This window comes from Marivivens aquimaris (assembly GCF_015220045.1).
In the GTDB taxonomy this organism is placed as follows: domain Bacteria; phylum Pseudomonadota; class Alphaproteobacteria; order Rhodobacterales; family Rhodobacteraceae; genus Marivivens; species Marivivens aquimaris.
In genome coordinates, this window is sequence record NZ_JADBGB010000002.1 from 92,555 (window position 1) to 110,343 (window position 17,789).

The window sequence follows — 17,789 nt, forward strand, 5'->3', positions numbered from 1 at the left end:
GGGTGCGCTCTGCCTAGCGAAACTATTGCGACAGAGCAGCGCGGAGCGTGCTGGGCTTGCTGGTCTTGTTCGACAGATCGAGCGAAGTCAGCAGGTCGAGCAGGTGACTCTTCATCAGTTCTTCGGCAAGCGCGCCGTCCTTTTTCTCGAACGCCGAAATCAGGGCGTGGTGTGCGTTGCTTTCACACAGCGCGGCGCGGCGCTGCCAGTAGAGTGCGATAATCAGGGAAGAGCGCGAGATCAGTTGCTCGACGAAGTTCAGGATCGTCTCCTGATCCGAGATGCGCGCGATCTCGATATGGAACTGGCCCGACAGATAGAGCGCCCGCCCGTTGTCACCGTCATGGAGCGCCGCATGTTCGGCGTCGATATGGGCGCGCAGCAGGCCTAGGTCTTCGGGCGTCATCCGTTCGGCGGCAGAACGTGCGGTACGCGGCTCCAGCAGGGCGCGGGCTTCGAACACTTCGCGGGCTTCGCGGACCGAAGGCTGGGCGACGAAGGCACCGCGGTTGCGCTGGTGTTCGATCAGGCGGCGATGGGTGAGCGCCTGCAATGCCGCGCGCACGGTGGTGCGGCTGACGCCATAGATATCGCCAAGCTCTTCTTCACTCAGCTTCGCACCAGGGGCGATGCGGTGTTCGTGAATGGCTTTTTCCAGATCGTTGGCCAGCGACTCGGCTGACGGGGGTGCGGTGTCGTTCATTGCGTGTCCTCTGGCTTATAAGTGGAATCACGGGCGGCGCAGGGCAAGTCGGACCACGGGTCAGATTGTTGTGGGCAGGATTGTATACAGTTTTGTGACCGAATATGTGCACATACTTGTCGCAACTGCCCATTCCCTAAGCAGATCATGTTTCTGCCCCCGCCACCTACGAAAAACAGATGACGTAACGCGACCGCTCAGGCTGCCATGAGAGCACGAGATTTCAATCTTAGTGCGACAAGCAGGAGTAAGGCATGGGCGCCGGATACGATCTGGAACTGGTCAATCTGACCAAGCGGTACGGCGACACGCTGGCCGTCGATGGCATCGATTACCACTTCAAGGCGGGTCACTATGTCTGTCTGCTGGGACCTTCGGGCTGCGGCAAGTCCTCGACCCTGCGGATGATCGCGGGGCACGAGAGCGTTTCCAGCGGATCGGTCGTGCTGGACGGTTTCGACGTCAGCCACCTGCCGCCCGCCAAGCGCGGCACGGCGATGATGTTCCAGAATTACGCGCTGTTCCCGCACCTGAGCGTGCGCGACAACGTCGCCTTTTCGCTGCGGATGAAAGGTGTCGACAAAGACGCCCGTCACAAGAAAGCGAACGAACTGCTCGAGCTCGTCGACATGACGAAATACGCCGATCGTCTGCCTGCGCAGCTTTCGGGCGGTCAGCAGCAGCGTGTGGCGCTGGCCCGCGCGCTGGTCACGCAGCCGAAGGTTCTGCTGCTGGACGAGCCGCTTTCCGCGCTCGACCCGTTCCTGCGTATCCGTATGCGGGCGGAGCTGAAGAAGCTTCAGCGCGAACTGGGCATCACATTTATCCACGTCACCCATGGTCAGGACGAGGCGCTCGCGCTCGGCGACGAACTGGTGGTGATGAACAACGCGGTGATCGAACAGGCGGGCCGTGCCCGTGATGTCTGGGCGGCCCCGCGCACCGAATTCGTGGCCCGTTTTATGGGTGGCCACAACGTCATCAATCTGGCCGGCGGCAAGGTCGCGCTGCGGGCCGATGACGTCATCGTCGGACAGGAGGGCATGGCCGCAACCGTGTCCGCTGTCGAATATCAGGGCGGCCATGTTGCCCTGACCACAAAGACCGAAACGGGCGAGGAAGTGCTCGCGCTCGTGCCCGAAGGTCATTTCTTCGAGTCTCCCAAAAATCCGGGCGATGCCGTGCGGCTCGCTTGGGACGAGGGGCGGCTGCACCGCCTCCAAGCCTGAACCACTGAAAACTCCTCTCCAACAAGGGACTACCACCATGTCTAAGATGCGTTATAGCCGTCGCGCTGTACTCAAGGGCGGTGCTGCCGCAGCCGCCGCGACCGCTCTTCCGGCCCCGATGATCTGGGCTCAGGAAATCAAGGATATCACCCTGCGCCAGTTCGGCACGGGCGTGTCGAACCTCAACGAGGTCGGTCAGAAGGTCAAAGAGGACCTCGGCTTTACCCTCGAAATGACTGCGCTGGATTCCGACAGCGTCACCCAGCGTGCCGCCACCCAGCCCGACAGCTTCGACATCGCCGACATCGAATACTGGATCTGCAAGAAGGTCTGGCCGACCGGCAACCTGCAAGCGATGGATGTCAGCAAGATCAAGCGCTACGACCAGATCGTCGGCATCTTCAAGGACGGCAAACTGGCCCCCGACAGCGAGATCGCGCAGGGCACCGCGCCGCACACCGTTGGATTCGTCGAAGGTCCGGAGTCGACCTCGTTCGCAAGCGAGCAGACCAACTGGATGACCCTCATCCCGACCATCTACAACGCCGACACCCTCGGCATCCGTCCGGACCTCATCGGTCGTCCGATCGAAAGCTGGGCCGAACTGCTGAACCCTGAATTCAAGGGCAAAGCCTCGATCCTCGACATCTCGTCGATCGGCATCATGGACATGGCGATGGTTTGCGAAGCCATGGGCGAAATCCAGTACGCCGACAAAGGCAACATGACCAAGGAAGAGATCGACAAGACCATCGCGATCTTCACCGAAGCCAAGCGCAACGGCCAGTTCCGCGCCTTCTGGAAGACCTTCGACGAGTCCGTGAATCTCATGGCTTCGGGCGAGGTTGTCATCCAGTCGATGTGGTCGCCGGCGATCACCGCCGTCAAATCGCGCGGCATCGACTGCGTCTACCAGCCGCTCAAGGAAGGCTACCGTTCGTGGGGCGGCGGCATCGGTCTGTCTAAGTCGCTCACCGGCATGGAGCTGGATGCGGCCTACGAATACATCAACTGGTACCTCGACGGCTGGGTCGGCGGTTTCCTCATGCGTCAGGGTTACTACTCGGCCGTGCCGGAAACCTCGAAGGAATACATGTCGGCCAACGAATGGGGCTACTGGTTCGAGGGCAAGGAAGCCTCCGAAGACATTCTCAGCCCGTTCGGCGACGTGCTGGCCAAGTCGGGCGACACCCGCGACGGCGGCTCGTTTGAAGAGCGCATGGGCTCGGTGGCCTGCTGGAACGCCGTCATGGACGAGAACCAGTACATGGTTCGCAAGTGGAACGAATTCATCGCTTCGTAATCACTCCCGCGCGGGGGGCATCATGCCTCCCGCGCACTCCGCCTGACTTCGAGAGGCCCCATGACCCGCTCATTTACCGCATGGCTACAGGCAGCGCCGTTGGCGATCGTACTGGTCGGTTTCCTTGTCGCGCCGATCATCATGATTGTGATCGTCAGCTTCTGGGGCGCGACCGAATGGTCGATCTATCCGGCCTTCCAGTTCGACAACTACGCTTATCTGTTCAGCTCCGAAGTCACGTACCGCGTGTTCTTTGCCACGTTCAAATACGCTTTCATCACGTGGGCCTTCACGCTCTCCATCGGTTTTACGGTGGCCTATTTCCTTGCATTCCACGTCCGTACGCAGGCCATGCAGATCGCTCTATTCCTGCTCTGCACGATCCCGTTCTGGACGTCGAACATCATCCGCATGATTTCGTGGATCCCGTTTCTGGGCCGCAACGGCATCGCCAACCAGACGCTGATTTCGTGGGGAATCATCGACGAGCCGCTCGAATGGCTGCTCTATTCCGACTTCTCGGTGATCCTTGCCTTCGTGCACCTCTACACGCTGTTCATGGTGGTTCCGATCTTCAACACCATGATGCGTATCGACAAATCGCTGATCGAGGCCGCCTATGACAACGGTGCCTCCGCGATGCAGACGCTCTGGCACGTCATCGTGCCGCTGACCAAGCCTGGTATCATGATCGGCACCATCTTTGTCGTGACGCTGGTCATGGGCGACTTCATCACTGTGCGCTTCATGTCGGGCAGTCAGAAAGCCAACGTGGGCCGCCTAATTTCCAACGACATCGGGCTGCTGCAATACCCGTCCGCGTCCGCCACTGCTGTTGTGCTGCTGTGTACCGTGCTGATCGTGATCGCCGTGCTGCTGCGCTTCGTCAACATCCGCAAGGAGCTGTGAGATGGAAAGCCGTTCCCGTTCTTTCTACGTCCTCGCCACGTTTTTCACGCTGTTCCTGTTGTTCCTTTACGGCCCGACGATCACCATCGCGATCCTTTCGTTCCAAGGCCCGCAGGGCGGTCTGACCTTCCCGATGAACGGCGTGTCGCTCTATTGGTTCTTTGACCTGTTCGAGGAGCAAGCGGTCGGCGACATCTGGGGCGCGTTCCGCCGCAGCTTCGGCCTTGGCCTGATGGTCATGGTGACGACCGTTGTCGTGTCAGTCGCGGCGGGCCTCGCGTTCCGCAAAAAATTCCCCGGCTCGGGCATCCTGTTCTACCTTGCGATCACGTCGCTGGTGATCCCGTCGATCCTGATTTCGCTCGGCGTCGGCCTGATCTTCCAGCAGCTCGGGTTCAATATCCACTGGGCGACCTCGGGCTTCGGCTCGCAGCTGACATGGACGCTGCCGTTCGGCCTGCTGATCATGTTCGCCGTGTTCAACCGTTTCGACAAAAGCTTCGAGGAAGCCGCCCGCGACCAAGGCGCAACGGCGTGGCAGACGATCCGCTTCGTGATCCTTCCGATTATCGCACCGTCGCTGCTGGGCGTTGCTCTCTTTGGCTTCACGCTCAGCTACGATGAATTCGCCCGCACGCTGATGACCGCAGGCAGCTACAATACGCTCCCGCTGGAGATCTTCGGCATGACGACCAACGTCACAACGCCGGTGATCTATGCGCTCGGCACGCTGACGACGCTGTTCTCGTTCCTCATCATCGGCGTCTTCATCCTCACCGTCTTTTTCATGCAAAAGCGCCGCTCGCGCGCCGGTTCGGACGCGGGCAAGGGGGTCTGATGCGCATCGTGTATGTGAACCCCAATTCCACCGAGGCGATGACCAGTGGGATCGTTTCGGTCGCCCAAGCGGAACTGCCCAATGACGAGATCATCGGCGTGACGAACGCAGACGGCCCGCCCGCGATCCAAGGGCCGGAGGATGGAGACGCCGCTGTTCCCGGAGTGCTTGCCGCAGTCCGCGCCAATCCGGATGCGAACGCGATAGTCATAGGCTGCTTTGACGACACCGGACTGGCAGAAGCGCAGGCGGAGGCATCGTGCCCCGTGCTCGGCATCGGGCAGGCGTCCTATCTGATGGCGGCTTTGCTGGGGAAACGGTTTGCGGTCGTCACGTCGCTGGACGTGTCGGTGCCGGTGATCGAAGCGAACATCGCGCGCGGCGGTTTTGCGGATGCGTGCAGCGCGGTCACTGCCAGCGGTTTGCCCGTTCTGACCATCGACGAGGGCAGCGAAGACACCCGCGCGGCTCTGGCCGACCACATCAGCCGCGCACAGGGCGATGTGGTGGTGCTGGGCTGCGCGGGGATGGCCCCGCTGCGCGCCGACCTCGAAGAGCGGACCGGCGTCACGCTGATTGACGGCGTTGCCGCCTCGGCCCATCTGGCAAAGGCGGCAGCGGCTTACATCAGGGCTTAGTTGCCCGCGTCATTAAGGTGCGCCATGTCCTCTTCCGTTAGGACCAGTTCAGCGGCCTTGGCGAAGCTTTCGACCTGAGACACCTTGGTCGCGCTGGCAATTGGCGCGGTCACACCGTCCGAATTGATGATCCACGCCAGCGCCACCTCGGCCGGAGCGGCGGAGTGTTTGTCGGCCACGTCGGTCAACGCCTCGATGATCTTCATGCCGCGGTCGTTGACGTATTTCTCGACCATACCGCCGCGCTTGCGGCCCTCAAGATCGGCCTTGCTGCGGTACTTGCCCGACAGGAAACCCGACGCGAGGCTGAAGTAGGTCACGACGCCAATGTTGTTGGCGATGCAGTAGTCGCGCAGCTCGCCATCGAACGTGTCGCGGTCATAGAGGTTATATTCGGGCTGAAGCACCTGATAGTGCGGCAGACCCTTGTCGCTGGCGATTTGCGCGGCGTTTTCCAGCATGGTCGCATCATAGTTAGACGCACCGATGGCGCAGATTTTGCCAGCTTTCAGCAGTTTGTCGTAGGCTTCCAGCGTCTCGTTGTGCTGCACGGTCGGGTCGGGCCAGTGCGAGAAATAGAGGTCCACGTAGTCGGTCTTCAACCGCGACAGGGAGTCGTCGATGGCGGTGCTAATCCAGCGGTCCGACAGGCCCTTTTTACCCTCACCGCCCATGTCAGAGCCGACCTTGGTGAAAAGTTTGATCTTCTCGCGCATCCCCGGACGGGCGGAAAACCAGTTGCCCAGAACGGTCTCGGACTCGCCGCCCGAATTGCCGTCGGCCCACGCGGAGTAGACGTCGGCGGTGTCGATGGTGTCAAAGCCGTGGTCGACGAAGGCGTCCAGAATGCGGAAGCTCTCGGCCTCGTCCAGCGTCCAGCCGAGCACGTTGCCGCCGAACACGATGGGAGAGATCTTCATCCCCGTTTTACCCAGTTCACGATTATCCATGATGAAATCTCCTTTCTTAGGAACATCCACCAGATTTATCGCGAGCAGGCCGCGAGGCGAGGCAGCTCACCCCTTCGTGCGCTGCACAACCCGCGTGGCCTATCGCACCGAGGAATAATAAGCGGCGAGGTCGGCGATATCTTCGTCCGTCAGCGGCTTGGCAGCGGCGGCCATCAGATGCGCGCGCTCGGTCGTCGGGATAGGGCCGTCGCGGTACATCATCAGCCAGTTATAGAGGAAATAACCGTGCTGCCCCGCGATACGCGGAACGTCGCCGCGTTCAGGGTAAAGCCCGTTTTCGCCGTGCCCTTCGTGGCAGGAAGAACAAGCGGCAATGTCTTCGGGTTCGCTGCCGCGATTAGCCAACTCACCCCCGCGCTCGGCATCGCCAAAGGGCAGGGGGATACCGTTCCATTCGGTCGAACCAGCCGCCATGCCTTGCGCCACGCGGGCGCGTTCGATGGCTTCGAGCGGTTTTGCGAGCGGCTGCATGAAACCGCTCTGTCGCTGACCATTGCCATAGGCCATGAGCGCGCCGATCAGGTAGCCTTCGGTCTGGCCGCTGACGATGGGTGCGGCGCCGTCACGGCCCATGCCGTCCTCGCCGTGGCAGCGGGTGCAGGTGTTGGGCAGCCCGTCGGTGAAACTGATCGCTTCGGAACTGTATGATCCCGCCTCGCCGAACGCGGCCTCTTCATACGCAGTGCGGTCGAAGTCGTTGTAATGGCTGAGGAATGCAGCCATCGCCCACGGCTCGTCATCACGCTCGGCCACCCACGACGGCATCCCTGTGTATTTGAAACCGTGGCGGGCGATCCACCAGAACTCCTCGGGATCATAGTCGTCGCCATCGAGCGGCGGCGGGGCGGGGCGCATGTGCTCCACGACAGGATTGCGCTCTATCCCGGGTGCGCCGTGGCACATCTGGCAGCTTGTCGCGAAGTGGCCAGCGCCAAGGCGGATAAGGCCGGGATCACTCAGATCGACCTGTTCGGGCACCTCGATATGGCTGGCGCGGACGGTGACGGCGTTTCGCAGGTATTGATGCAGCACTTCGCCCACCAGCGGGAAATGCGGGACGGAAGCGGCGATGTTGTAGGGCGCGAGGGTGAAAAACGCGGCGCCAGCAATGGCAGCAATTGCGGCTCCGCCGAAGAGGTAATATTTCATGCGAATGCCTCCGATGTTTCGAGTGCGAGCCATATCCGGCGGAGTGCCGCAGCGAGGTACATCGCGCCGCCCGCTCCGGCCATGAGGATGCCCGCGATCTGTTGTTCTTCGAGCGCATCAAGGCCCAGATACCCCGCGCAGAAACTGCCGTAGAGCAAGCGCGGCGCGAGGCCGATGAGCGCGCCAAGCAGCGTCATATGCATGGTCGTGACCAGCAGAACGATGGCGCCGCCGAAGTTTCCCGCGCTCCGCACGGAGGTCCAGAGGAGCAGACCGGCGAGCAGGAAACTCGCCTGTTCCAGCACAAACCCTGTGGTCGTCATCCGCGCCCAGACGTGCAGCGAGGGCAGGTGCCAGGCCCATACGATCACGGCTTCCATCAACGCACCCGCCGCCAGCCAGACCGCAGAGTTGGGCAGCGGGAGACGGAAGGCGAGGAGGGCAGGCACGATGACGGTGACGCTCAGGTGCAGAACCATGTGCAGCACCATCGACCCTGTCGCCAGCCTCGGCAGCGGCGACAGCCAGAGCGCGGCCAGAAGCAGCAGCGCGCATATCCGGCGGGGCGTCAGCATTGCCCGAGCACCAATCCGGGGATGATGTTGAACACGATCGCGACCGCCGACAGCACGCACAGCAGCAGCGAGACATGCCCCACGAATTTGTCGCGCCCGCGTTCGGAGCTTTCGGTGATCTCTTCAAAGATCAGGAACACGCCGCCGTAGCGTTTGACCGCGATCCATGCCAGCCACGCGATCAGCGCGCAGCAAAAGACGCCGAGGCCGATGGCGATCCAGCGCGGCTCCATCAGGGGCGCGGCGTTCGGGGCCTTCGCGCAATAGACGGCGGCGACCCAGTAGGAGATCAGGAAATGCGCCGCCCAGATCGAGGGCGAGGCGACGAGGATCCAGATGGACCCTTGGTCGATCACGCGGGGCGCATCACCGGGCGGTTCGGGAAGCTCGGGCATCACAGCACTCCCATCATCAGCGGAAACAGGGCGAGGAGGGCGAAGGTCACGATCACGGTGATCGCCACGAAATGCCCGTAGAGCGTCAGGTTGATGACGTCCGCGCGGAAAATCGGCGTGCAGCAATGCTTCCAGATGCGGGCGATGACGTAGCCGTGCATGACCGCATCAAGGATCAGGTGCAGGCCCGTCCAGAGGATCAGCATCCAGACCATCGCGTCGAAACTGTGCACCGTCGGGTCAAGGCCCACGGCCCACGCAGCATAGCACCATGCGGCGATGCCAGCGGTTTTGATGACGACGGACCCGCCCAGCAGGATCATGGAGATCGTGCCGTTGTCCTTGCGCAGCGCCTCGCGCGACGCAATCGTCATGCCCCAGCCGATCAGCATCAGCGCAAGGCCGCCCATCATCGGGCCGAAGGCGGGCACATCGGCCAAGGACGGTAGGAAATCGGGCAGCGCGGTCCAGAAGAAGAAGTAGCTGAACACGAGGCCCGTGAACGCGGTCATATCGCCCGTCATCGTGATGAACACTGCCCACCAGCCGACGGATTTGTTCCCCTGCGCATAGGTCGGCAAGGTGATCCCGCGCCCGACGTATTTGGTTGTCTTTTCAGGAATACGCGCCGTGCCGGTCCAGAGCCAGCGCAGCACGAACGCCACGAAGCCAGCGCCGAAGAACATCGTCCATGTCCACAGGTGGAAGGTCGCGAGGATGAACACCGCGCCGAGGCAGAACGCAGCGCCGAGCGTCAGGAAGCTCGGCCCGCCAACGCGCTGAACGAACAAAGGCCGCGCGTCGAGGATGTCGGTGACAATCAGCTCGCGCTCGCCCTCTTCAGCGTCGGGGAGGAACCACTCACCGCGATCCATTTCGCCGACCAGCTCGGGCTGCTCCCACAGCGGATAACGGGTGTGAACATAGGGGATCGAGCGGACGCCCCACGGGGTGCCTTCCTGCTCTTCCGACCACTCCATCGTGCCCGCGTTCCAGATGTTGCGCGGCGCGGCGGCGTGCTTGCCGCGTGGCCAAAGGACGTTGATCGCGAGCACGAGGAAACCGAAGGCAAAGACGAATGAACCAATTGTAGAGACCATGTTCAGCAGCCCCCAACCGTCGGACAATTGATACGTCCAGACGCGGCGCGGCATTCCCATGATGCCCGTCCAGTGCATCGGGAGGAATGCCACATTGAAGCCGCCGAACATGAGCCAGAAGCTCCACTTGCCCGCGCGGTCATTCATCTTGCGCTTGGTGACGAAGGGGTACCAGTAATGGATGCCCGCGAAGAGCGGGAACAGCATCCCGCCGATCAGCGTGTAGTGCAGGTGCGCCACGACGAAGTAGCTGTCATGCGCCTGCCAGTCGAACGGCACCAGCGCGACCATGACACCCGTCAGACCGCCAAAGACAAAGATCGCCAACGCTCCGCCCGCGAACAGCATCGGGACCGACGGGCGAACCTTGGCGACGAGCATCGTGGCAATGAAGCAAAAAATCTGGATGCCGGTGGGCACGGCCACGGCCTCTGACGCGGCAGAGAAGAACGCGAGCGAAATCTCTGGCAGGCCGGTCGTGAACATATGGTGCACCCACAGCCCGAAGCTGAGGAACGCGACGCTCACCGCCGACAGCACGATCCACGAATGACCGACCATCGGACGACCGGCGAAGGTCGGCAACATGGTCGCGATCAGTGCGATGGACGGCAGGAAGATGATGTAGACCTCGGGGTGCCCGAAAATCCAGAACAGGTGCTGCCAAAGGAGCGGGTCGCCGCCACGGTCGGGATCGAAAAACGCCCAGCCAAACGCGCGCTCCATCTCCAGCAGCAGATCGCCCGCGATGAGCGGCGGGAAGGCAAACAGGATCATCCCCGCGACGACCAGCACGTACCAGCAATAGAGCGGGATGAGGTTCAGGCGCATCCCCGGCGGGCGGGATTTCAGGACGCCGACGATCAGTTCCACCGCCGCGGCGATGGACGACACTTCGATAAACGACAGGCCGAGCAGCCAGATATCCGTGCCAAGGCCCGAATACGCGGGGTCCGACGACAGCGGCGTATACATGAACCAGCCGCCATCAGGCGCGACCCCGAAGAAGATCGAGCCGCAGACAAAAACGCCTCCGATCACGAAGCACCAGAAGCCGAAAGCCGAGAGCCTCGGGAACGGCAGATCGCGCGCACCGAGGATTTCCGGCAGGATGATGATCGCGACGGCTTCGAATATCGGGACCGCGAACAGGAACATCATCGCCGTGCCGTGCAGGGTGAACAGCTGGTTATAAAGCGACTGCGAAAACAGCGGGTTATCTGGCACCGCAAGTTGCACACGGATCAGGAGCGCAAGGATGCCTGCAAAGACGAAGAACGCGAAAGACGTCAGCAGATACCACTTCCCGACATGGCTGTTGTTGACGGCGGAAACGCCGCGCCAGCCCGTCGGTTTCTTCCACACATCTAGGAGCCGCGCGCGCTGCGCCTCGTCACGGGCCTTGTCATAGGGTTCGGCGGGCGGAAGCTGGGAAAGGTCGATTTCGTCCGTCATTCAAGGCTCATGAGGAAAGAGACAAGGGCCTCCAGCCGCGCGCCGTTGATGTGCGGGTAGCTGGGCATGTCGATGTCGGGTTTCATGGTGTCGAGGTCGGTGATCCAGTCCGACACATTCTCGGGCGTCATTTTGTAGATGCCCGCGCCAAGCCGTTCGCGGCTGGCAAAGTGCGTCAGATCGGGGCCGACAGGGCCGATGGAGTCCGTGCCGCGAATGGTGTGACACGAGCCGCAACCTTCCTCGGTGAAGACCTGATAGCCTTCGTCCTCGGGGTCCACGGTGGCGGGCTGGGCTTGTGCCGCGAGCCACGCGTCGAACTCCGCTGGCTCCATCACCACGGTGTCGAACCGCATCAGCGCGTGCGCGCCGCCGCAGTATTCCGCGCAAAGCCCGCCCCAGTTGCCGAGCTTCTGCGGGGTCAGCGCGAGCTGCGTTTCGCGGCCGGGGATCATGTCCATCTTGCCGCCCAATGACGGCACCCAGAACGAGTGGATCACGTCGTCTGCGGTCAGCTTGAACAATGCGGTTTCACCCAGCGGGATGCGGATTTCGTTCGCGGTCGGGACGGGGCCGTCTTCGGTGTCGTAGACCACGCGCCACCACCAGCGCTCGCCATCGACGTGGATCGTGCGGTCGCCTTCGTTCGGGGTGATGTCCTTGAGGATCACGAGCCCCCAGACCAGCAGCGCACCGACGACCACGGTCGGAAATACCGCCCCGCCCCAGACGATGAAGTGCCGTGCCTGCTGTTCGCGGTCGGGGACGGAGGCTTTTTGCGCATAGACCGCCGCGCCAATGACAATGCACCAGATCACGGCCGCGCCGATCAGCAGCACCCAGAACAGATGTTCCACGCGCTGAGATTCCTCGCCCGCCGCAGAGAGCCAGTTGTGCCGTCCGCTACATCCCGCGAGCAAAAACGGCAGTAAGAGTAAAACCTTGCGCCCCGACACCCAGTCCCCCGAAAGCTATCAGGAGAACCAACGGCTTTGTCGCGGGAGGGTTCCCGAAAAAGTGAGCCTTTGTGAGAGAGTTCCGCGAAACGCGCGGTTTTTAATCGAGCGCGGCGAGGCCCTGCGCATTGAAACGGTCAAGCTGGGCGACCTCGGCATCGGTGAGTGTGATACCATCGGCCAGTGATTTCGCCCGCGCTTGGAACCGTCGCTGCGAGGGCAGGCGGGCACCCTGCGCACCGATCGCGCCGAGCAGGCGCTCGCCCTCTGCAATCGGATCACGGCCCGACCGCGCGGCGAACACGGCGGGGTCCATCGCGATAACGAGCGCACCGTGGCGGGGCAGCAGCGTGCCATTGGCGCCGGTGAACTCCAGCGCTTCCTTGCTCATCCGCTCGCCCAGCATCGCGCCCGCCATCAGTTCGATCATCGTGGAAATGGCAGAGCCCTTATGACCGCCAAAGGGCAGCATCGCGCCGTCGAGCGCGGCCTCGGGATCGGTGGTCGGGTTGCCGTCCTTATCGACCGCCCAGCCGTCGGGCAGGGGCGTTCCGGCGCGGCGGTGCAGCTCGATCTCGCCCCGTGCGGCGACGCTGGTAGCGAAATCATAGACGTAGGGATGTTCGCCATGACGCGGGTAGCCGAACGCCATCGGATTGGTGCCGAGCAGCGGCTCCGTCCCGCCAGCGGGGGCCACGAAGGCATAGCTGGGACACATGGACAGCGAGGCCAACCCCTCGGCGGCCAGCAGTTCCACCTCGTGCCAGAGCGCGGAGAAATGCAGGCAATCGCGGATCACCAGCGCGGCGATGCCGGTCTCCTTGGCCCGCGCAACCAGTGCGTCTTTGGCGTGATCGAAGGCGGGATTAGCGAAGCCGCCATGCGCCTCGACCTCGATCACTGCCTTGCCGCTGTCATGCAGTTCGGGCTGCGCATCCGGCACCGCGAGGCCCGCCTGAACCGCCCGCAAACACCCTTCGATCCGGTAGATACCGTGAGATTTGCAGTGATCCCGCTCCCCATTGACGATCACCTTGGCGACCGATGCGGCGTTCTGCGGCGTGAGGCCAGCGCTCGTGAAAATACGGGTCACGCGGTCATGCAGGTCGGTCACGGAAATGGTGGTCATGGTGGCTCCGTAAGTGGTTTGGCCGCAGTGAAGCATATCGGTTCAGGGGCCGCAAATCTCTCTCATAGACTAGCTCCCCCAAAGCGGACCTACGCATTATCCCATAATCCGTCTTATGTTGTTATTCTATATTGTCCCGAAGGTAGCGCACGATGATCTTTGACAGTTCGGCATGGATATCCGCGCGCGAGCGGCCTCCGGCGTCGTCGCACAGCGGATCGGGCTCGCCCTCTTTTTCGAGGATACGCGGCCCAGCTGGCTTGCACTCGGCCAAGAAGCTGAAGTGCGTGGAGTCCGGCACCAGTCGGTAGTCAGTCTGCGGGATCAGAGGCGCGGCATGGCTCGCATCGACGCCGCTCGGGATGGTGCCTTCGTCGCCGAGGTTCAGCACGAGCATCGGAATGTCGATCTCGGTCAGGCTGTCATCGGTCAGCGTGCCAACGATACCGGGATCGACGATGACGGCAGACCCAATGCGCGGGTCGCGCAGATCCTGCCCGGCGGGTGACAGGTCAAAGCTGTGCAGGTCGATGCCGAAATGGGCGAGAAACGCGCAGTCGGACATGCCGTGATCGGTGCCGTCGCAGAACCCCGCCAGCTTCTCGGGATCGACGCGCGCTCCGCTGAGCGCCATGGCGGTGTAACCGCCGGCGGAGAAGCCCAGCACCGAAATGCGGGCCCGGTCGATATAGGGATAGGCGTCCGAGCCCGTGACCTCGTCCAGAACGGCGGACACATCGGCGGGGCGTTCCCAGACCCGCACGGCAGCCTCGGCCGAGGCATCGCCCGTCGTGGTGCCAGGATGGTTCGGCAGGATCACGACAAATCCGGCCTGCGCGAGTTCGGAGGCGATCCAGCCAAACTGACCGGCATTTCCGCCCGCACCATGCGAGATGATGACGGCGGGGAACTGGCCGTCCTTGTGCGGCGCGTTCCGTCCGGCAGGCGTGCCGTGGAAAACGCCATTGCCGCCGACAGTCACGGCGCGTCCACCCGGCGTCGCCGGATACCAGATATGAAACTTCACATCGCGGTCACGCACGGGCGCATAGGCGCTGCCATACGTGATCCCCGCGGTGCCGTCATAGGCTGGGCGGGTCAACTGGTAGCCGCCCCAGCCGCACAGCGCGAGACCTGCGGTGCAGGCGGTGATCTGTAGGAATGTTCTGAGCTTCGACATCGGTTCTCTCCGTTCGGGTGTGTTGACGTCGTTCGGTGTGCCAACCACACGGAAATGCCGCGCCCTAAAACGCGTTTCAGGTCGCTCAGGATCGCGTTTAAGGATATGAATAGCCTGAATTTACCGAGTGAAACGTCTGCCGATGTTATTCGTCCCCCTGCCCTTGTTCGCGTCGCTCTTGCTGGTTCTGGCACTGGTCCGGTTCTGCCTGTCACGGGACATGCGTGTGCGCGCCCATCAGCTTTTTGCGCTGCTGGTGGCGCTCTACGCGCTGCAAACGCTGCTGGCGTCGCTCCGCTGGGGGTATGAGGTCGAATGGGCGGCGAAGGGCATGATCGTGATGGCGCCGCTTTTGCCGGTCATCGCCTATCTGGCCTACCGCGCACTCTCGGGACCGATCACCGTATGGCCGCTGGCGCTGGTGGTGCTCAACTGGCTGGTCTACGCCATCGCACCCGAGTTTTCGGACGCTGCAATCCTGATGACCTACATCGGGTTCGGCGGTCTGCTCATAAGGCTCGGCAGCAAGGGCATAGCGCAGGTTGCGCTTTCCGCGATCAATGATGCTGCCGACATCCGCATCGCGATTTACGTGACGGGAGCCGCTCTGATCGCCTCGGGCCTGACGGACATCTATATCATCTATGATTTCGTGCGGAACGACGGGCAGACGGCTCCTGTCATCATCACCTTCGTGCAGACGGCGTTCGTGCTGGCGATCGGGATTTCCGGCGTGGTCGGGCGGTCGACCGCCGCCCCGTCCGAAGACACGCAGGAGCCCGCCCCTACCCCGCAAGCCACGCTTGCCGATAGCGAGATCGTCGACCAGCTCGAACGCCTGTTCGAGGCCGAGCACCTACACCGGAACGAAGACCTGAGCCTGCGCCGACTGGCCCGCAAAATCGGCGTGCCGGACCGGCAGGTCTCGAACGCCATCAACCGCGTGCGCGGGGTCAGCGTGTCCCAGTTCGTGAACGGCTTCCGCATTCAGGAGGCCTGCGAGCTGCTGCGTGACACGGATCGCACCGTGCTGGATATTTCGCTGGCCTCGGGCTTTGCCTCGAAATCCAATTTCAACCGCGAATTCGCACGCGTAACCGGGAAAAGCCCGACGCAGTGGCGTCAGGGCCAGTCATAAATTACTCCGCCGCGCCGATCGTCAGCTCCACAGGCTCCAGCCCGTCGATGCCGCCAGTAATGGTGTCGCCCGCCGCCACAGGGCCGACGCCCTCGGGGGTGCCGGTCAGGATCACATCGCCGGGGCGGAGGTGGTAGTATTTCGACAGGTCCGCGATGATGGCAGCGACATCGTGGATCATCAGGTCCAGCGTGCTGTCCTGCCGCTGCGCGCCGCCTACCTCAAGGTGGATGCGCTGGCTACCGACCGCGAAATCCTCCGCTTTGGTGATCGGCGCAAAGATGGCGGAGTTTTCGAAATCCTTCGACGCGTCCCACGGGCGGCGCTTTGCCTTGGCTGCGGCCTGAATATCGCGCCGCGTCATGTCGAGCGCGCAGCAGTAGCCGTAGACCGCTTTAAGGGCGTCCTCCTTAGAGACGCGGAACGCAGGCGCGCCGATGACAAAGGCCAGTTCCATCTCGTAGTGGTAGTCCGCCGTGCCTGCGGGATACGGCACCTCGGCACCCGTCATCACGGCGGTTGTCGGCGATTTGGTGAAGTAGAACGGCGCCTCGCGGTCAACCTCCGCACCCATTTCGGCAGCGTGCGCGGCGTAGTTGCGGCCCACGCAGAAGATGCGGCCGATCGGGTATTCTGCCGCCTCGCCCTTGACCGGAATGGTCGGATTGGCGGGGAGCGTGAACAAGGTGGCGGGCATCGGCGGCGGTCCTTCTGGGTGTTTCGGCGTCAGCCTAACGCGCCGCCGCGCGGGTGCAAGGGCCCCTACAAATGCCGGTTTTCATGGAACGGCGATCGGAGTACACAAGCCGCCATTCCAGCGAGATTGATATCGTGACCCCAGCCGCCGCCCGCCTGCAAGCCATCCTTGACCTGTTCACCGCCACCGAGGCCGAAAGCCGCCCCGTGGATGCGGTCACTTCCGCCTGGCTGCGCGGTCGCCGTGATATCGGTGATGAGGATCGCGGCACCATTCTGGACACGCTCTACGACCTGCTGCGCCACCGCGCGCGGCTGACGTGGTGGCTGGAGAAATTCGGCCGCGAGGCTACCGCCCGCAACCAGTTCCTTGCATGGCTGGTGCTGGCCGAACGCCGCCCCGCCGAAGAGATCAAGCGCCTGCTGGGTGAAGAGCCGCAGGACGGCTCGCTGCTGAACAAGCTCCACGGTCACACCATGGAGCATCCCGAAATGCCCGAGGCCGTGCTGCTCGAATGCCCCGCATGGGCCGAGCCGTCGCTTCGCGCGCGTTTCGGGGACCGCTTCGCGCCCGAGATGAATGCGCTTCTGACGCCGCCGCCCTTCGATCTGCGGGTCAACCCGATCAAAGCAACGCGAGAAGGCGTGCTGAAGCAACTGTCCAAGCTGGGCCTACCCGCCGAGCCTACGCCCCTCGCCCCGCACGGCATCCGCTTGGCCGAGAAATTCGCGCTCTCCCGCCTGCCCGCGCTGAAAACGGGCGAGGTCGAAATTCAGGACGAAGGCTCGCAGCTTGTCGCGCAACTCGTGGACGCCCAGCCCGGCGACCGCGTGGTCGATTTCTGCGCCGGTGCGGGTGGCAAAACCCTCGCGATGGCCGCGCAGATGAACAACAAGGGCCGGATCATCGCCTGCGACGTGAACGAAGGCCGCTTGAAGCGGTGTTCGGAACGGGTCCGCAGCGCGGGAATGCACAACGTCGAGACAAAGCTCCTCGGATCGGAAGCCGACAAGTGGGTCAAGCGCAAGAAGCTCGGCTTCGACCGCGTTCTGATCGACGCACCGTGTAGCGGCACAGGCACGTGGCGGCGCAATCCCGACACCCGTTGGCGCGACGAAGGGGGCCTCGAACATCTGACCGCCCTGCAATCGCGCATCCTCGCCAGCGCCGCGCGTCTGGTGAAGGAAGGCGGGCGGCTGGTCTATGCGACCTGCTCCATGCTGCTCGAAGAGAATGAGGCGCAGGTGGAGGCATTCCTCAAAGCCTTTCCCGCGTTCAAACTGGTCCCGCTGGCCGAGGTCGCGCCCGATCTTCCGCAGACGGGAGATTATCTGTCCTTGACGCCTGCGCAGCATGACACGGACGGTTTCTTCGCCGCCGTGATGACCCGCACCCCCGCATAAAAGAAAATCGGGCCGAAGCCC

The 17,789-nt window shown here is 62.8% G+C and carries 17 protein-coding genes; 7 read left to right on the top strand and 10 right to left on the bottom strand.

Annotated elements, in window-relative coordinates; translation table 11 throughout:
• Positions 1-22: 22 nt before the first annotated feature.
• Positions 23-703 carry a GntR family transcriptional regulator gene (locus IF204_RS16765; protein WP_194098330.1) on the bottom strand — a complete coding sequence of 227 codons (681 nt, stop codon included), beginning with the start codon at positions 701-703 and terminating at the stop codon, positions 23-25.
• Positions 704-957: 254 nt separating this feature from the next.
• Here IF204_RS16765 and IF204_RS16770 point away from each other — a divergent pair, with 254 nt between their 5' ends.
• From IF204_RS16770 to IF204_RS16790, 5 genes are read left to right on the top strand one after another with little or no spacing between them, the layout of a single operon-like run.
• Positions 958-1,932, top strand: coding sequence for an ABC transporter ATP-binding protein (locus IF204_RS16770; RefSeq protein WP_194098331.1), 975 nt, complete (start codon positions 958-960; stop codon positions 1,930-1,932).
• A gap of 37 nt (positions 1,933-1,969) precedes the next feature.
• A complete protein-coding gene (locus tag IF204_RS16775) occupies positions 1,970-3,235 on the top strand; it encodes an ABC transporter substrate-binding protein (protein ID WP_194098332.1) in 1,266 nt (421 codons plus the stop codon).
• A 60-nt stretch (positions 3,236-3,295) separates the two neighbouring features.
• Positions 3,296-4,144 (top strand): ABC transporter permease, encoded by an 849-nt coding sequence (locus IF204_RS16780; RefSeq protein WP_167639063.1) that lies wholly within the window; start codon positions 3,296-3,298, stop codon positions 4,142-4,144.
• A gap of 1 nt (position 4,145) precedes the next feature.
• A complete protein-coding gene (locus tag IF204_RS16785) occupies positions 4,146-4,982 on the top strand; it encodes an ABC transporter permease (RefSeq protein ID WP_194098333.1) in 837 nt (278 codons plus the stop codon).
• On the top strand, positions 4,982-5,620 hold the full coding sequence (locus tag IF204_RS16790) for an aspartate/glutamate racemase family protein (RefSeq protein ID WP_194098334.1): 639 nt from the start codon (positions 4,982-4,984) through the stop codon (positions 5,618-5,620). Before IF204_RS16785 ends, IF204_RS16790 begins: the two co-directional genes overlap by 1 nt.
• Here the strand turns inward: IF204_RS16790 and IF204_RS16795 are convergent.
• The 8 genes from IF204_RS16795 to IF204_RS16830 all read right to left on the bottom strand — a co-directional run bounded on the left by IF204_RS16795 (position 5,617) and on the right by IF204_RS16830 (position 14,530).
• Positions 5,617-6,570 (bottom strand): aldo/keto reductase, encoded by a 954-nt coding sequence (locus IF204_RS16795; RefSeq protein WP_194098335.1) that lies wholly within the window; start codon positions 6,568-6,570, stop codon positions 5,617-5,619. The two genes, IF204_RS16790 and IF204_RS16795, sit on opposite strands and share 4 nt — an antisense overlap.
• 99 nt (positions 6,571-6,669) lie before the next feature.
• Positions 6,670-7,740: a c-type cytochrome gene (locus IF204_RS16800; RefSeq protein WP_194098336.1), complete on the bottom strand. Its 1,071-nt coding sequence runs from the start codon at positions 7,738-7,740 to the stop codon at positions 6,670-6,672.
• Positions 7,737-8,315: a cytochrome c oxidase assembly protein gene (locus tag IF204_RS16805; protein ID WP_194098337.1), complete on the bottom strand. Its 579-nt coding sequence runs from the start codon at positions 8,313-8,315 to the stop codon at positions 7,737-7,739. Before IF204_RS16805 ends, IF204_RS16800 begins: the two co-directional genes overlap by 4 nt.
• On the bottom strand, positions 8,309-8,710 hold the full coding sequence (locus tag IF204_RS16810; RefSeq protein ID WP_194098338.1) for a hypothetical protein: 402 nt from the start codon (positions 8,708-8,710) through the stop codon (positions 8,309-8,311). The genes IF204_RS16805 and IF204_RS16810 overlap by 7 nt, the downstream gene beginning before the upstream one ends.
• Complete coding sequence (locus IF204_RS16815; RefSeq protein WP_194098339.1) at positions 8,710-11,265, bottom strand: cbb3-type cytochrome c oxidase subunit I; 2,556 nt, start codon at positions 11,263-11,265, stop codon at positions 8,710-8,712. The genes IF204_RS16810 and IF204_RS16815 overlap by 1 nt, the downstream gene beginning before the upstream one ends.
• The gene (locus IF204_RS16820) at positions 11,262-12,122 is read right to left on the bottom strand and encodes a cytochrome c oxidase subunit II (RefSeq protein WP_322743305.1); all 861 of its coding nucleotides are present in this window, start codon (positions 12,120-12,122) and stop codon (positions 11,262-11,264) included. The genes IF204_RS16815 and IF204_RS16820 overlap by 4 nt, the downstream gene beginning before the upstream one ends.
• A gap of 199 nt (positions 12,123-12,321) precedes the next feature.
• Positions 12,322-13,350, bottom strand: coding sequence for an Ldh family oxidoreductase (locus IF204_RS16825; protein WP_194098341.1), 1,029 nt, complete (start codon positions 13,348-13,350; stop codon positions 12,322-12,324).
• 121 nt (positions 13,351-13,471) lie between these two features.
• The gene (locus IF204_RS16830; RefSeq protein ID WP_194098342.1) at positions 13,472-14,530 is read right to left on the bottom strand and encodes an alpha/beta hydrolase family protein; all 1,059 of its coding nucleotides are present in this window, start codon (positions 14,528-14,530) and stop codon (positions 13,472-13,474) included.
• A 142-nt stretch (positions 14,531-14,672) separates the two neighbouring features.
• Between IF204_RS16830 and IF204_RS16835 the strand changes: the two genes are divergently transcribed.
• Positions 14,673-15,668, top strand: a complete 996-nt coding sequence (locus tag IF204_RS16835) for a helix-turn-helix domain-containing protein (protein ID WP_194098343.1) — start codon at positions 14,673-14,675, stop codon at positions 15,666-15,668.
• Position 15,669: 1 nt separating this feature from the next.
• Here IF204_RS16835 and IF204_RS16840 read toward each other — a convergent pair whose 3' ends face one another.
• Positions 15,670-16,365 (bottom strand): fumarylacetoacetate hydrolase family protein, encoded by a 696-nt coding sequence (locus IF204_RS16840; protein ID WP_194098344.1) that lies wholly within the window; start codon positions 16,363-16,365, stop codon positions 15,670-15,672.
• A gap of 83 nt (positions 16,366-16,448) precedes the next feature.
• Here IF204_RS16840 and IF204_RS16845 point away from each other — a divergent pair, with 83 nt between their 5' ends.
• A complete protein-coding gene (locus IF204_RS16845) occupies positions 16,449-17,768 on the top strand; it encodes an RsmB/NOP family class I SAM-dependent RNA methyltransferase (RefSeq protein WP_228069555.1) in 1,320 nt (439 codons plus the stop codon).
• Positions 17,769-17,789: the final 21 nt, after the last annotated feature.

Excerpts from the sequence above, each read along its gene's own strand:
- IF204_RS16765 (WP_194098330.1), bottom strand. The coding sequence starts at position 703 with ATGAACGACACCGCACCCCCGTCAGCCGAGTCGCTGGCCAACGATCTG.
- IF204_RS16770 (WP_194098331.1), top strand. The coding sequence starts at position 958 with ATGGGCGCCGGATACGATCTGGAACTGGTCAATCTGACCAAGCGGTAC.
- IF204_RS16775 (WP_194098332.1), top strand. The coding sequence starts at position 1,970 with ATGTCTAAGATGCGTTATAGCCGTCGCGCTGTACTCAAGGGCGGTGCT.
- IF204_RS16780 (WP_167639063.1), top strand. The coding sequence starts at position 3,296 with ATGACCCGCTCATTTACCGCATGGCTACAGGCAGCGCCGTTGGCGATC.
- IF204_RS16785 (WP_194098333.1), top strand. The coding sequence starts at position 4,146 with ATGGAAAGCCGTTCCCGTTCTTTCTACGTCCTCGCCACGTTTTTCACG.
- IF204_RS16790 (WP_194098334.1), top strand. The coding sequence starts at position 4,982 with ATGCGCATCGTGTATGTGAACCCCAATTCCACCGAGGCGATGACCAGT.
- IF204_RS16795 (WP_194098335.1), bottom strand. The coding sequence starts at position 6,570 with ATGGATAATCGTGAACTGGGTAAAACGGGGATGAAGATCTCTCCCATC.
- IF204_RS16800 (WP_194098336.1), bottom strand. The coding sequence starts at position 7,740 with ATGAAATATTACCTCTTCGGCGGAGCCGCAATTGCTGCCATTGCTGGC.
- IF204_RS16805 (WP_194098337.1), bottom strand. The coding sequence starts at position 8,315 with ATGCTGACGCCCCGCCGGATATGCGCGCTGCTGCTTCTGGCCGCGCTC.
- IF204_RS16810 (WP_194098338.1), bottom strand. The coding sequence starts at position 8,710 with ATGCCCGAGCTTCCCGAACCGCCCGGTGATGCGCCCCGCGTGATCGAC.
- IF204_RS16815 (WP_194098339.1), bottom strand. The coding sequence starts at position 11,265 with ATGACGGACGAAATCGACCTTTCCCAGCTTCCGCCCGCCGAACCCTAT.
- IF204_RS16825 (WP_194098341.1), bottom strand. The coding sequence starts at position 13,350 with ATGACCACCATTTCCGTGACCGACCTGCATGACCGCGTGACCCGTATT.
- IF204_RS16830 (WP_194098342.1), bottom strand. The coding sequence starts at position 14,530 with ATGTCGAAGCTCAGAACATTCCTACAGATCACCGCCTGCACCGCAGGT.
- IF204_RS16835 (WP_194098343.1), top strand. The coding sequence starts at position 14,673 with ATGTTATTCGTCCCCCTGCCCTTGTTCGCGTCGCTCTTGCTGGTTCTG.
- IF204_RS16840 (WP_194098344.1), bottom strand. The coding sequence starts at position 16,365 with ATGCCCGCCACCTTGTTCACGCTCCCCGCCAATCCGACCATTCCGGTC.
- IF204_RS16845 (WP_228069555.1), top strand. The coding sequence starts at position 16,449 with ATGGAACGGCGATCGGAGTACACAAGCCGCCATTCCAGCGAGATTGAT.